We start from the raw sequence: 13444 nt of genomic DNA, 5'->3' as shown, positions 1-13444 counted from the left end.
GATTTGATGAGCCAGATCCGGGCCCACATTGGCGGACGAGGTCTCCCCGCGCACGCGTTGCCGTGCGGCGCTTCGCCGAGGCGGGCGAGGTGATCCGCGCAAGGGGCGCGGCAATAACCTGACGCCCCCGTTAGGGCAGTTACTGATCGTTTCAGAATGAGTTGCACTGCGGGCCTTGTGCTCGACGATCTTGGTTCGGCAGGCTGTCCGAGTGCGTGCTGATCTTGTTCCAGACGACCTGTGGGAGTGGGTGGCCCCGCTGTTGCCGCCCGCTCCCGAGCGCCGCCGCCGCTATCCGGGGCGGTTGCGTGTTCCCGACCGAGTGGCACTCGCCGGCGTCATGTACGTGCTGCGGACTGGTGTTGCCTGGCGTGATGTTCCCGCGGAGACGGTGGGCTGCTCCGGGGTGACGGCCTGGCGCCGCCTGCGGGACTGGACCGAGGCCGGTGTATGGCCCCGCCTGCACGCCGCCCTGCTCAGCGAGTTGCGCCGTGCCGGCCTGCTGGATCTGGACGACAGCGCCGTGGACGGCTCGCACGTCCGGGCCCTCAAAGGGGGGATCATGTCGGACCCTCGCCCGTCGACCGGGGCCGCCCCGGCTCCAAGCACCACCTGATCGTCGATCGTCACGGGACCCCGCTCGCCGTCACGCTCACCGGCGGCAACCGGCACGACGTCACCCAGCTCCTGCCACTGCTGGACGCGGTCCCACCGATCCGGGGCCTGCGGGGTCGCCCCCGCCGCAGGCCCCGGCGGCTGTACGCCGACCGGGGCTACGACTTCGACAAGTACCGCCGCCTGCTGTGGAAACGCGGCATCAAACCCGTGATCGCTCGACGTGGCGTCGCCCACGGCTCCGGCCTGGGCAAGGTCCGCTGGGTGGTCGAGCCCACCTTCGCCTGGCTGCACCAGTTCAAACGGCTCCGCACCCGCTACGAACGACGCGCCGACCTCCACCAGGGCCTGCTCGAACTGGCCTGCAGCCTCATATGCCTCCGCCGCCTACGAACCTCATTCTGAAATGATCAGTTAGACGCCCCGGCCAAGCAGAGTTGTTCAGCACCGGTCACCCAAACGGCTGTGTGTTGAAGCCGCTCTGCTCTGGCAGGTTGGCTCGCATGACCTCACTGCACTCGGAGCGTGTCACGGAAGAGTCACAACCGGGGCGCTCCGCCTGAAAACTCACCAACCGAGATCCTGTAACCGGCCGATGGAGCGGTGGGTATCAGCGAAGGTCTACTGTCCTCACTTGCCGGCCCAGGAGCGGCCGGATGTCTTCTGCAGGATTGCCGTCGAGTGCGCAATGTCGCGGACGCTCGGCGGTGACCCAGCCCCGCGCGCCGATGAAGAGCAGAAGCGCCTGCCAAGTCGGTCCTCCACGGCCGACGGCTGACTTGTAGAAGCTGGGCCATCGCTGGCGGGACGCGCCCGCAGGCCTACGTCGTCAACATGGGTTTGGTAGCAGTAGTGCCACCAACCCATGTCAGAGCAGCCCGTATCTGGGCTTGTTGGTGGCAGTACTGCCACCAACAAGCCCAGATACGTCAGCATCTACTGACAAACGAGCAGGAGATATGTGTGGCCCTCGGCTCACTCGGGATTCCGCACCGGTTGCCGTCACCTGCTTCGGGAGGTGGGGCACTGTTGTTGAGGGAGCGCCACTCATGTCGTCTGTTTCTTCTTCCGTCCGTCGTATCGCCGCGACCGTCCTGGCCGCCGGGACTGTGGTCGGGGCTGCGGCGTTGCCGGCGGCGCCGCAGGACCACGACCGTCACCAGCGTCCGCAGGTGGAGATCAGCCAGGTCCAGGCCGACAGCCCGGGACGCGATGACCGCTCGAACCGGTCCTTGAACGCGGAATGGGTGGAGATCACAACACCACCCGCGACGCCGTCAACCTCCGCGGCTGGACACTGCGCGACGACGACGGCAACCGCTACCGCTTCGACAACGTCCGGATCAACGGCCGCGCCACCATCCGCATCCACACCGGCACCGGCCGCGACACCCACACCGACCTGTTCCAAAACCGCCGCGACTACATCTGGGACAACCACTCCGACACCGCCACGCTGCGCGATGACCGCGGCCGCACAGTCGACACCGAGTCCTGGGACCGTCGCCACCACTGACCGGTGTCCGGGTGTCGGCGGCCGCCTGGACGGCGAGCGGCCGCCGACACCGCACTCCCGGGGGCGAGCTGGCCGGCTCGGGCAATGGAACGCGCCAGCGCTGGCTGCTGGGCCGGTGCTGTGGTGCCAAGCCGGGAGCCAGGGGGGACCATAGGGGGGCCTTGCCCCGGTGGGACCGCCCTTGCGCGCGGGCTTCGCTCTGGGCAGCCGCCGCCCCGTTGGCGAAGGTGAGCCTGCGGTAGTGCACTGGTACGGAGGGTACTCAGCAAGCGACAGCTCTAGGAGGCGAGATATGCGCCGCGCCCCCCGATCTTCGGTACTTCCCGGGTCCGTGCTTCTGGTCCTCTTGTCGGTCTCGCCTGCTACCGCAGCGCAAAATCCGACTGCACAGGCTGCCACGTCTGTCCCGCAGGTCACGCTGCACTGCCGGGTGAACCACTTTGATGAAGAAGCAACCGACTGGTGGCGGGGATACTGTCACGGCCTTTACGACGGAGCCGCGGACGGGAAGCGAGACGGTGAGCAGTGTGTACCACGCCGCACCTTTCCGCTGACCCCACCAGGCGATTGGTCGTCGGGATACGCTGTTGGATACCGGCGGGAATATGTAGCGACCCACACGAAGTGGTGGACGGAAACCGGCTGCGGAAGCACGCAGAAGAAGCCCTATCGTTCCCGCCAGGATCTGCAAGTTACACCGGACGACACGCCGTACTACCCGCCGGTGCATTAGACACGCAGGTGTTGATGAAGCGCTGCGCGCGGGCCGGCCACCGGTGAGGGGCCGCCGGTACTCCCGAGCAGCGCGTCCGCGCGCCCTCCGGCGGCGACGCACGATGAGTTCACTGCGCTCCTACACGCTGCCACAACGGCACGCGATCGCTGCATGATCGCTTTCCTCGGCGGCTGCGCCTTACGGGTCGGCCAACTGGTGTCGCTCCTGCGGTGAGGACATGCACTTCGTTCCTCCAGGCCGCACGGCAGCCTGGTGTCCCTACACGCTGGGCCCGCACCTCCACCTGCGCAAGCGTGATGGCCACCCGCGGGGAGCGGCGAACATGAACCGAGGCACGGTCGTCCTCCTGTCCCCGGACCCGTGGAGGTGCTGTACGCCGACTGGATCGCGAGCGACTCGGCATCCGCCGCGCCGGAGACAGCCCGTAAGCCTTCGTCTCGTTCCAGGACCGACCGGCGATCCAGGCGGCGAGGCGATCGGCACCCGGCGGGTTCAGGACCACATCGCGAATCTTGCCGAACAGGCCGGTCTGCGCCACATCCACCCGCACATGCTGCGTCACACCTTCGGGGAGACGGCCGCGGACATCGACGTCGCACGCGATGTCCTTCAGAAGCCGTGTCTGAGGCTTGCATGACAATGCGAACGCCCTTCAAATGAGTCATCTATGCTGGTCCGCAACATCACCGGGGGAGGGGACAGCGGATGGACTGGTTCTGGTGGGTTCTCATCGTCTTTTGGACGGGTGGCTTCGCGTGGGCAGCTGACAACGTCCGCACCGCACTGCGTAATCGGCATGAGCGCAAGTTGCAGTTGCTGGAGGCGGCGAGACAGGAACGTTTGGCCGTCGAAGCAGCGAACAAGTCTCCGGAGCCAGTGTGCGGATGCACGCACCATCTCGCCAAACACGACAAGCAGGGCCAGTGCCACGAGCGCGTCGAGGTGCCAGTGGCCTGGGATGAGAACAAGAAGCCGCTGCGTTACGAGGCTGGTCAGTGCAACTGCCAGCAGTATGTGGGACCTCAGCCCCTGTCGCAGGTGTTCGCGGAGGACCTGACAGATCTCGCCTGACCAGGATGGCGAGGCCACTCTCCGTACCCGAGTTGATCACCAGCGCATGGGGGATGCCCGGCGGCTAGAGGTCGTTTTCATTTTGAGTGTCATTTTCTGGGATGGTTTGCACTTCTCGTTGGGGTGTTGCGGGTGGAGCTGTAGTGGCGGTTCTGCCTGGTGAGGCCAGTGGTGCGACGGATGAGACGGGAGCCTGCTTCCGCCTGTCTCATTCCAGGACGCCCCGGTCCGCGCCGTGCTTCGACCTGGCGGGTCGCACGCCTGGGCGCACGTCCCCGGACAGCGGTATGCCCAGTTCATGACGGAGCGACGTGCGTACCCGAGTGACCTGTCCGATGCACGCTGGGAGTTGATCGAGCCGGTGCTGTCCGCATGGCGCTTCGAGCGTCGCGGTCGGGCCCTGGACTTCGGCCGGCCGCCACGGCATGACCTGCGCGAGATCATGAACGCGATCCTCTACGTGGACCGCGCCGGCTGCCAGTGGGCCTACCTCCCCCACGACTTCCCGCCGCATCAGAGCGTCTACGGCTACTTCGCCAGGTGGCAGAAGGACGGTGTCTTCGCCCAGCTCAACGGCCTGCTCAGAGAGCTGGTACGCCGGCAGGAAGGGAAGAACGCCGAGCCGACGGCCTGCGTGATCGACGCGCAGAGCGTCAAGACCTCGACCTCCGTCCCCGCCAAGAGCCTGAACCAAGTCGCCGCGGACCATCCCAGCCTGCGGAAGGTCTGGGTCGACGGCGGCTACCGCCAGCACCTCATCGAACACGCCGCCGCCCTCGACATCGACATGGAAATCAACGCCCGCAAGCCCGGGACCAAGGGCTTCACCCCCATCCCGAAGCGGTGGGCGGTCGAGCGGACTTACAGGCTGGCTCATGCTCCACCGCCGCCTGGCCCGTGACTACGAAACCCACCCACACCGCTCCGAAGCCATGATCCATCTCGCCATGACCGACCTCATGGCCCGCCGCCTCACCGGCGAGAACGCCATCTCCTGGCGCGACCCGACACCCACATATCAAAGCCGCATCCCGGGATGAAACAACAGGATGAAACGACCTCTTAGGAGCACTCCGGGCCCCGGGCCCAGGTCCCGCCGGCCAATGAAGCCGAGGGGTCGGTAGAACGCGTGCAGCCGGTCCGGGTTGGCTCGTCTGTATCTCCTCGGCCAGTGCATCGGCTCACGACGTCGATCCTTGAACCCTGAACGCTCCCGGGAACATCACGCCGTCCCGCCGAGGTCCGGGGGCGCCCACACCCTGGTGCGGCATCTTCGAATCGGCCGGCCCGACCTACTGCCGTACCAACCTGGTCAGAAAGTTGTCCACGAACTTCTCGACCTCGGCTTTCGAGTCGACGTCTCGAACATCTAGTGCTGTGACCGGGAAGGTTCACCGGGTTGAGCGGTCAGGCCGCGATGGGTAGTGGTCTGCCGCCCCAGCGGATGCCTTTCTCGCTGCGGATACGGGCGCGTTCGCGTCGTTGTGCTGCGAGGACGTCGGGGTGGCGGGCGTTCTTGTTGCGCCAGCGCAGGTATGCGTGCAGGGCTCGGGTCTGGACGGTGTGGTTGGGATGGTTCGAGTTGGCCAGGGTGAACTGCCGTAGCGGTCCGAAGTGGGCCTCGATGGGGTTGGCCCAGGAGGCGTAGGGCGGGGTGAAGCACAACTCGACCTTGTTCCGGGCCGCCCACCTGCGGATTCTCCAGTTCAAGTGGGCGGAGAGGTTGTCCAGGATCACGTAGATCGGGGCGCCGTCCGGGCGGGCCGCCCGGATCGTTCTCAAGGCGGCCCAGGTGTGGTCTGTGCCCTTGCGGCGCCGGTTGATCCCCCACATCTGATCGTCGCCGATGGAGTAGCGGCCGTGGAAGTAGGTGATGCCGTGGGTGCGCCGGTAGGTGGCCGGCAGACGGTCCGGGCTTGTCTTCTCGGCCCAACAGGAGCCGGCGGTGGGGCGGATTCCCAAGGGTCCGAACTCGTCGAACGCGAAGGTGCGGTCGGGTCGCTGGTTGATCGCGTACTCGATCCGGTCGAGTTTGGCGTCGAAGTTGGGGTCCGGGGACTCTTTCCAGGTCTTCGTGCGCTGGAAGGAGATCCCGCGGCGGGCGAGTAAGCACCGCAGGGCCTCCCGGCCGATGAGGACGGGGCGTGCACGGTTGCGTCGCAGGTGATCGGCGAGCTTGCGGATCGACCAGCGGGTGAAGGGCTTGCCCAGCACGGTCGGGCGGGTGGTGGCCGTCTGGACGACGAAGTCCTCGTCGTCACGATCGAGAAGGCGGGGACGGCCTCCCGCCCAGCGAGGGTTCAGGCATGCGAGCCCGATCTCGTTGAACTTGTGGATCACATCGCGGACGGTGTCCTCGTCCGCCTGGACCAGGCGGGCTATGACCGGGACCGTGCTGCCACCAGCCGAGGCCAGTAACATCATCGCCCGCCGAAACCGCACCGAACTCGTACTGCCCCGCCGGACGATGTGCTGGAGTTTCTGCCCCTCCTGCTCGGTCAGCCCGCGAACCCGGACCGGTTGCGTCATCCCGCCTCCCCACACTGGTTGGAGAAGTCATTTCCAACCAGCGTGGGGAGCAACCCGGTGAACCTTCCCGGTCACAGCACTAGGCTCCCGCGCGATTCACGCGGTCGCTGGCGGCCTTCTCAGCCGACCGCGTCGAGCAGCAGCTTCGCGGCCACTGTCGTCCCGTCGGTGCGGATCATGCCGGCCACCGCCCGCGCTCGTGCGTGGGCCTCGGGGGTCAGGGCCGTCTTGAGCGCGGCCGAGAGGGACTCGGAGGTCGGTGTCGGGCCGTCGTGTGCCGTGCCGATGCCCAGATCGGCCACGCGGCCGGCCCAGTACGGCTGGTCCGCGCCCTGGGGCAGCACCACCTGGGGCGCGCCGGCCCGGGTGGCTGTGGTCGTGGTGCCCGCGCTGCCGTGGTGCACGACGGCGGCCACCCGGGCGAACAGTGCCTGGTGGTTGACCTCGCCGACGGCGATGCAGTCGTCCCCGTCGTCGATCGGGTCCAGGTCTGCCCAGCCGCGGGAGACGATCGCGCGGCGGTCCTGCGCGCGGATCGCCTCAATGGCGGCCCGGGCGACGTCCCTTGAGGCGCTCATGGGCATGCTGCCGAAGCCCACGTACACCGGCGGTGTGCCGGCGTCCAGGAACGCCACCAGCTCGGGCGGGATCGGGCGCTCGTCCGGCCGGATCCACGCGCCGGTCTGCACCACGTCGAGGTCCGTCGGCTGCCACGGGCTCAGTGTCGGGTCCGTCGCCAGCCACGGGCTGTCGGTGAAGGCGTAGTCGCGGACGTTGTCCACCGGAGGAAGGCCGATCGCTGCCCGGTGGGCGTTGAGCGCCTCGCCGAACATCTCGTTCGCGTTTTGGGCATCCACGTCCCACAGCTCCCGGTTGCTCGTCACCCCCGGCGGCAACGGCCGGCCCCGCCGCGCGGGCGGAGGCTGGTGCGGCGAGGGCATGCTGACCGGCTGGTGGCTGGCGTGCACGTAGCGGATGCCCAGCTTCTCGGCCACCGACCGCCCGCTGGCCGTGACCGGCAACGGCCCGGTCGCCACCAGCACGTCACAACCCTCAGCCGCCGCGGCGACCGTGCCGAACTGCGCAGCCATCAATTCGGCCATGCGCTGCGCCAGGCCCACCGCCGACCCCGGCGCCACCGTGGTCACCAGAGGGCGTACCGGCGCACCGGCCGGCACCAGCGGCACACCGACTCCGGCCAGCAGCTCCGCGAACTCTTCGTCCGGCGGCGCGCACACCCGCACCTGCGCGCCGAGTTCGCGCAACCTCACCGCGAGCCCCACCATCGGTTCCACGCTCCCGCGCGCCCCGTACGTCGACAACAACACACGCATTTCGTCATGCTCGCTTCTGTAGATTCCGGCCTCGGCGGACGCCGCTGAGCGGGACCCGGGTCTTCCCGGAGCCCCTCGGGGTGCCTCTCGTGGGCTCGACTCGTTCAGGGGCGCCGGTCGTAGATGAGGAAGGCCGCTCCGCTCTTGAGGACGCTGTGGTCGACGAGTTCCCAGGTGCTGGGCGCGAAGACTGTGGTCCGTCCGAAGAGGGGTATCCCGGAGCCGATGGTGAGCGGGCTGAGTTTGACGATCAGGCGGTCGATCTCGCCGTAGAGTGCGCCGGCCAGTTCTGCGCCGCCGACGAGCCAGATGTCCTTGCCGGCGCTCCGCTTCAGCTCCCGTATTGTCGCCACCGGGTCGTCGGCGACGAGTTCGACGCCGGGGTCCGGGCTTTCGGTCAGCGTCCGGGAGAAGACCAGGTGCTTGAGGTGGGGGTAGGCATCGGTCACCCCGGCGGCGAGGCCGATCTCATAGCTCTTGCGCCCTTCGACGACGGTGTCGAAGCGGGTGCCTTCGGCGGTGACGCCGAGCGCGGCGCGGGCCGGTCCGGGCAGGGTCTCGGGGTACTCGTCGACGAGGTGCTGGATGTAGTCCTCCGAGGGCGACCAGAAGCCGCCGGGGCCGGTGGGATCGGAGCCGTCGGGACCGGCAATGAAACCGTCGAGGGTGGCGGCGATGAAGTAGGTCAGTTCGCGCATGGAGTGATCGCTTTCTTCGAGGCTAATGGTGGGTACGGCGCCGGTCGTGGGCCCGTCGGGCCGCACCTTGCGCGTGCATTTGTGAGAGGCCCGGGACACCTCCCGGCCGAGGCGCTGGTTGTTGTCAACGGCTTTTCGCGGATGCCTCGTTCGAGGTGGTGACCGGATCTGGATCGGTGGAACGTTGCGGCGCCGCGGAGCCTTCGGCGGGCTTGGACCTCGCCAGCCACAGGCCGGTGAAGACGGCGGTGGCCAATGTGATGGCGCCCGCCGCGACGAAGGCGTTGTTGAGGCCGGTCTCGAAGGAGGCGCCGCCGGATTGGCGGGTGCGGACGATGGCTCCGAGTACCGCCACGCCGAGCACCGCGCCGATCTGCCGGGTGGTGCTGCTGATGCCTGATGCGAGGCCGCCCTCCTGATGGCTGACTGCCTGGATGGCGGCTCCCGTCAATGGGGACAAGGTCAGGGCGAAGCCGATGCCGACGACTCCCAGCCGCCACCACACGTTCCCGTAGGTGGTGTCGGCGTGCACCATGCCGAGCGCCAGCAGTCCCAGGCCGGCCAGGGCCAGGCCGGCGGTAGCCACGATTCGGAAGCCGTACCGGGCGGCGAGCCGGCCCGCGTACGGGCTGACGATCACCATGGCCAGGGATACCGGCAGGGTCTGCACGCCGGCGCGCAGGATCGAGCTGCCCTGGACGTACACGAAGAACTGGGAGAAGAAGAACGACGAACCCATGAGCGCGAACCCCACCACGACCATGGCGGTGTTGGCCACGGTGAACAAGCGCTGCCGGAACAGCCGCAGCGGCAGCATCGGAGCGGAACGACGCGCTTCGGCGGCGACGAAGGCGGCGAGGAGGATCCCCGCGGCGGTGAAGCTGCCCAGGATCACCGGCGACGTCCAGCCGTGGGCACCGCCCTCGATCAGCCCGTAGGTCAGCGCCCCCACCCCCAGAACGGACAGCATCGTCCCCGGGACATCGATCGCGGGGGCGCTCGGGTTGCGGGCCTCTTCAAGGCTGCGCAGACCGACCAGCAGAAGGACCACGCCGATGGGCAGATTGACCAGGAAGATGGCGGGCCAGCCGAAGGCATCTGTCAGCGCGCCGCCGGCCACGGGGCCTGCTGCCAGACCGATTCCGCTGAGTCCGGCCCACAGCCCGATCGCCTTGATCCGTTCTTGCGGCACGGGATAGGCGGCGGCGAGTAGGGCGAGCGAGGCAGGGCTCAGCGCCGCCGCCCCGATGCCCTGCAGCGCCCGGCCGGCGACCAGCCAGCCGACCGAGGGCGCGAGGCTGCACAGCACCGACGCGGCGGTGAACACCGCCACGCCGGTCAGGTACACCCGCTTGCGGCCGAATCGGTCGGCGAAGATACCTCCGGACAGCAGCAGCATGGCAACCAGTAGTACGTACGCGTCGACGATCCATTGCAGACCGGTCAGCTGAGTGTGCAGCCGGTGCTGCATATCGGGCAGCGCCGCTCCAACAATCGTGTTGTCGAGCAGGATCATGAATTGGCCCAGGCAGGTCACCGTGAGCAGCACGGCCCGGCTTGACCGACTGCCTACGGCCGCATGCGATGTAGCGATGGGGATTCCTCTCAATCGTTGGTTGCGCCCGGCCAAGGTTGAGGCGGGTGGCGATACATCCGAGCGTTCTAACGCAGCCATCGACTGCGTTAGGTGACCATAAGGAGTGTGGCTCGCAAACGCAAGTCACGACTGCGTTAATGTGGAGGCATGAACGAGCGACAGCGAGCCCGGCGGCCGGGGGGGCGCAGCGCCCGCGTCGGCGCGGAGGTGCACCAGGCCGTCACCGACCTGATCAGTGAGCGCGGCTACGGCAACTTCACCGTCGGCGAGGTCGCAGCCCGCGCGGGCGTGGCCGACAGCAGCATCTACCGCCGGTGGGGCAGCCTGGAAGCCCTGCTCAGCGAGGTGGCGCTCACCCGCCTCAACGCGCAGTCCCCGATGCCCGACACCGGGAGCCTGGCCGGCGACCTGCGCACTTACGCGGCCCAGGTGGCCCGCGAGATCACCGGACCCGACGGTCTGGCGGTGGTGCGCCTGGCCGTCGCCCTGTCGAGCAACGGTCAGCAGGGCCTGCAGGCGGGTGACGACCTCCGCACCGAACGCATGCGGCAACTGCAGTCCATGCTCGATCGCGCCCGCGAACGTGGCGAGCACGCACCCGACGCGCTCGGCGTGCTGGACCACATCCTGGCCCCGATGTATATCCGCGTCTTGTTCGGCATGGTCCCGCTCACCCCGGACTACATCGACGGGCTGGTCGACCGACTGCTGTGACCTCAACCCGGTCCCCGCGACCAGCCCTCGGACGCGGTGCCAGGGCTCCGTGAGGTGCGGGGCTCCAGAGCCGGAGACGTTCACCCTGTACGTCTACGACGGCGGCCAGCACCTGCGGCACCCGCAGTTGCCCGGCCTGCCGCTGCCCCGGCTCTGACAGGGCCCGTACTCTCCAGGCCCCAGGCGGGGAGAGCGCTGGCCCCCACCTGGGCGCTCGGCGCCGGTCGCGACGATCCGGGCAGGCGTTGTCTGAAGATCCACGCGCCCCTCCTTCACCACCGCACGCCGTATCACCGACCGTGAGCCACCCCTAACCTCGGGATGAAAGTCGATCACTCCGGCATGGAAGAGGGAGTCGAATGGTGCGAGGCATGGCGAAGGTTCTGGGGGCGTGCGCGGCGGCGGCGGTGCTGGCGCTCACCACCCCGGGCACGGCGCAGGCAGCCCAGGGGGTCCTGTTCATCGACCGCGCAGCCCAGCAGGACCCCTCAGGCTGCTATCCGCTGGGCGATGTCGTCCCGTTGGAGGTCGCGAACTTCACCGACGAGGTCGCCTTCGTGTGGTCGGGCCTGAACTGCGACGGGCGCGTGACCCACCCGATCCTCCCGGGCCAGGTCACCGTCGCCCGCGGCCGGAGTGTCTTCATCGCCTGATCAGGCGGCCTCGGCCACGGTCCCCCGCGTCTCCGTCTGGGCCGGGGCGGGGGCCGCCTGCGGTGGTTGCCTACGTCAGTCGGTGCCCTGCTGTTCTTCGGTGGTGTGGAGTCGTTGTTGTGCGGCGGTGAGGCGGCGTTGTGCGGTGCGGGTGCTGATGCCCTCGCGGGCGGCGAGTTCGGCGGTGGTGGGCGTCGTGGTGCCGGTGGTGAGTTGCTCGGTGAGGGCCTGAACAGAGTTGGCCGCTGCGGCGGCGCGTTGGTCGCCCGCGTCGCGACGGGTGGTGATCTCCTGGCGGGGCCACCAGCGGCGGCCGTAGAGCTCGACGCCGGGGGAGAGGTACCCCGTCGCGGCATACGCGCGGACGGTGCCCGCGTTGATGCCGAGGACGGCGCCGGCCTCCGCGTCCGTCAAGAGATCGTCGGGGTGCTCACCGGATTCGGGCAGGGACGGCAGGGGGCGGCCGTCGAGGTAGGCGAGGGTTTGCGCACGGTCGTAGAGGAGTGGGCGTTGGCCGGGGTTGAGCACGGGCACCCGCGCCCGGAAGTCGTGGGCGTGGTTGCGGCGCCATGTCTTGAGCGAGGTTCCGGTGATGGTGGCGATGTCGTCCTCGGTGAGGGCGAGGCGGCCGTGGGGGATCACGGAGGGTTGCGCTCCTGTCTGCGGCGGGTGCTGGGTGTGCGGGTTCTAGAATGCCGGTGTCGCGCCTGCGGGTGCTGACGGGTCGGGGCCGCGCGGGTACTGACCACACCTTCCGAGGTGTGGGCCGCCGGCCCCTGTGTCGTGTGCGGGTGGGGTGCGGCCGGCGGGAGTGACCGGCGCCTGCGGGGAGTTCCGTCGGGCGGCCGGTGTGCGGTTCACCGCCCCGGCCGATCGCGAGGCAGGCCGCGGCGGCCTGTTCACCCGGCACGGCCGGCCGCTCGACGTCGGGGTGGGTCTGGTCCTGGTGCTCGTTGTCCTCGGCGGCCTGGTGGTGGCGGCTCGACCTCGGCGACGTTCTCGGTCACGGCCTGGGTGGGGTGGCGGTTGGGTCGTTTATTAGAACAACCCTTTCATGCACCCGATAAGCCTGATCTCGTTTGGCTACCTGCGCCTCTGCACGGACCCGGAAGGCAGGCCGATCACGCTGACCGCTGACCGCGTCTAGGGCGTCCGCGCGCGGTTCAGGGATCCGGAGGCCGCCCGCGACAGGACTCTTTTCCGGACTGAGGAATCACTCATGGGGTGATCGTGCTCAGACCGTCGGAGCAACCATCGGGAGACAGGTCGCCTCGGGCATGAGGGCCTCGCGGGACACCCGCGTCGCCATGGCAAGAGCCCGGCCCACGGAGTAGGCGTGGGCGCTTGCCGGGAGGTTTCCGCGCCTGCCGCTGAGCACCACGCCAACGCTACCCACCGCGCTGTCCGACTCCGTGGGCCGGTCCAGGCGCCGCAACGTCTGCCGGGCGACCGCCTCCGCGCTGTCGTACAGGGTGGTGCCGGCGGGTAGCCGCTGAAGAATCTCCGGTGCCACCAGGGGGTAATGCGTGCAACCCAGCACCACGGCGTCGCAGCGGAGGGGAGTTCGCTCGACCGCGTAGGCGATCGCTTCAGATGCAGCGGCCACGTCGCCGTGGTCAATCGCTTCGGCCAGACCGGGACAGGCGACCCGCACGACTGGCTTGCCGTTCGCGAAGTCGGCGATCAGGCGAGCCTGATAGTCACTCGCCGTGGTCCGAACCGTTGCCCATACCGCGATGCTTCTGCCGGTCACTGCGGCTGGCTTCACTGCGGGAACAGTGCCGATCACCGGTACATGAGGCTCAAACTCCTGGCGCAGGGCGTCGATCGCAGTGACGGTGGCGGTATTGCAGGGCACCACGATCGCCTTCGCGCCCTGCTCGACGGCGGCATGAGCAGCGGTGAACAGACGGTCCGTGATGAAGGACGTGCTCTTCGGTCCCCAAGGGGCGCCCTCGGGATCCAAGAGCAGCAGCAGATC

The 13444-nt window shown here is 68.5% G+C and carries 10 protein-coding genes and 2 pseudogenes; 6 read left to right on the top strand and 6 right to left on the bottom strand.

The annotated features are described in order from the left end of the window. Positions 1-211 precede the first annotated feature (211 nt). The 4 genes and pseudogenes from ACV7NM_RS00060 to ACV7NM_RS00045 all read left to right on the top strand — a co-directional run bounded on the left by ACV7NM_RS00060 (position 212) and on the right by ACV7NM_RS00045 (position 4978). A protein-coding gene (locus tag ACV7NM_RS00060) for an IS5 family transposase (RefSeq protein WP_463408249.1) occupies positions 212-1020 on the top strand; the annotation gives its coding sequence in 2 pieces (ribosomal slippage) (positions 212-551 and positions 551-1020; 810 coding nt in all). A gap of 644 nt (positions 1021-1664) precedes the next feature. After that, positions 1665-2131 (top strand): annotated as a pseudogene (locus ACV7NM_RS00055) (lamin tail domain-containing protein). Positions 2132-3572: 1441 nt separating this feature from the next. Then, on the top strand, positions 3573-3938 hold the full coding sequence (locus tag ACV7NM_RS00050; protein WP_109445550.1) for a hypothetical protein: 366 nt from the start codon (positions 3573-3575) through the stop codon (positions 3936-3938). Between the two features lie 298 nt (positions 3939-4236). Beyond that, positions 4237-4978: pseudogene (locus ACV7NM_RS00045) on the top strand (transposase). Positions 4979-5345: 367 nt separating this feature from the next. Here the strand turns inward: ACV7NM_RS00045 and ACV7NM_RS00040 are convergent. From ACV7NM_RS00040 to ACV7NM_RS00025, 4 genes are all read right to left on the bottom strand, one after another. Beyond that, positions 5346-6467 carry an IS630 family transposase gene (locus tag ACV7NM_RS00040; RefSeq protein ID WP_463408248.1) on the bottom strand — a complete coding sequence of 374 codons (1122 nt, stop codon included), beginning with the start codon at positions 6465-6467 and terminating at the stop codon, positions 5346-5348. 119 nt (positions 6468-6586) lie between these two features. Then, positions 6587-7801, bottom strand: coding sequence for a glycosyltransferase (locus ACV7NM_RS00035; RefSeq protein WP_463408247.1), 1215 nt, complete (start codon positions 7799-7801; stop codon positions 6587-6589). Positions 7802-7905: 104 nt separating this feature from the next. Further along, complete coding sequence (locus tag ACV7NM_RS00030) at positions 7906-8499, bottom strand: dihydrofolate reductase family protein (protein WP_463408246.1); 594 nt, start codon at positions 8497-8499, stop codon at positions 7906-7908. A gap of 124 nt (positions 8500-8623) precedes the next feature. Further along, the gene (locus ACV7NM_RS00025) at positions 8624-10093 is read right to left on the bottom strand and encodes an MFS transporter (protein ID WP_463413791.1); all 1470 of its coding nucleotides are present in this window, start codon (positions 10091-10093) and stop codon (positions 8624-8626) included. Between the two features lie 150 nt (positions 10094-10243). On the opposite strand from ACV7NM_RS00025, the gene ACV7NM_RS00020 reads away from it, so the two are divergent. Next, positions 10244-10810: a TetR/AcrR family transcriptional regulator gene (locus tag ACV7NM_RS00020; RefSeq protein ID WP_463408245.1), complete on the top strand. Its 567-nt coding sequence runs from the start codon at positions 10244-10246 to the stop codon at positions 10808-10810. 371 nt (positions 10811-11181) lie between these two features. Then, entirely contained in the window at positions 11182-11463 is a 282-nt protein-coding gene (locus tag ACV7NM_RS00015) for a hypothetical protein (protein WP_463408244.1), read from the top strand. 75 nt (positions 11464-11538) lie between these two features. Here ACV7NM_RS00015 and ACV7NM_RS00010 read toward each other — a convergent pair whose 3' ends face one another. Together ACV7NM_RS00010 and ACV7NM_RS00005 are read right to left on the bottom strand one after the other, a co-directional pair. Next, positions 11539-12105 (bottom strand): DNA-binding protein, encoded by a 567-nt coding sequence (locus tag ACV7NM_RS00010; RefSeq protein ID WP_463408243.1) that lies wholly within the window; start codon positions 12103-12105, stop codon positions 11539-11541. A gap of 592 nt (positions 12106-12697) precedes the next feature. Beyond that, a partial coding sequence (locus ACV7NM_RS00005; RefSeq protein ID WP_463408242.1) for a glutamate racemase occupies positions 12698-13444 on the bottom strand: 747 nt, incomplete at its 5' end.

It is taken from the genome of Streptomyces sp. Tek67B01, from assembly GCF_055231995.1.
Note: the sequence above shows the minus strand (reverse complement) of the source record. Positions and strands in the feature narration are given on the sequence as shown.

Bases quoted from the DNA above. Each gene is read 5' to 3' on its own strand.
- ACV7NM_RS00050 (WP_109445550.1), top strand. From the start codon at position 3,573: ATGGACTGGTTCTGGTGGGTTCTCATCGTCTTTTGGACGGGTGGCTTC.
- ACV7NM_RS00040 (WP_463408248.1), bottom strand. From the start codon at position 6,467: ATGACGCAACCGGTCCGGGTTCGCGGGCTGACCGAGCAGGAGGGGCAG.
- ACV7NM_RS00035 (WP_463408247.1), bottom strand. From the start codon at position 7,801: ATGCGTGTGTTGTTGTCGACGTACGGGGCGCGCGGGAGCGTGGAACCG.
- ACV7NM_RS00030 (WP_463408246.1), bottom strand. From the start codon at position 8,499: ATGCGCGAACTGACCTACTTCATCGCCGCCACCCTCGACGGTTTCATT.
- ACV7NM_RS00020 (WP_463408245.1), top strand. From the start codon at position 10,244: ATGAACGAGCGACAGCGAGCCCGGCGGCCGGGGGGGCGCAGCGCCCGC.
- ACV7NM_RS00015 (WP_463408244.1), top strand. From the start codon at position 11,182: ATGGCGAAGGTTCTGGGGGCGTGCGCGGCGGCGGCGGTGCTGGCGCTC.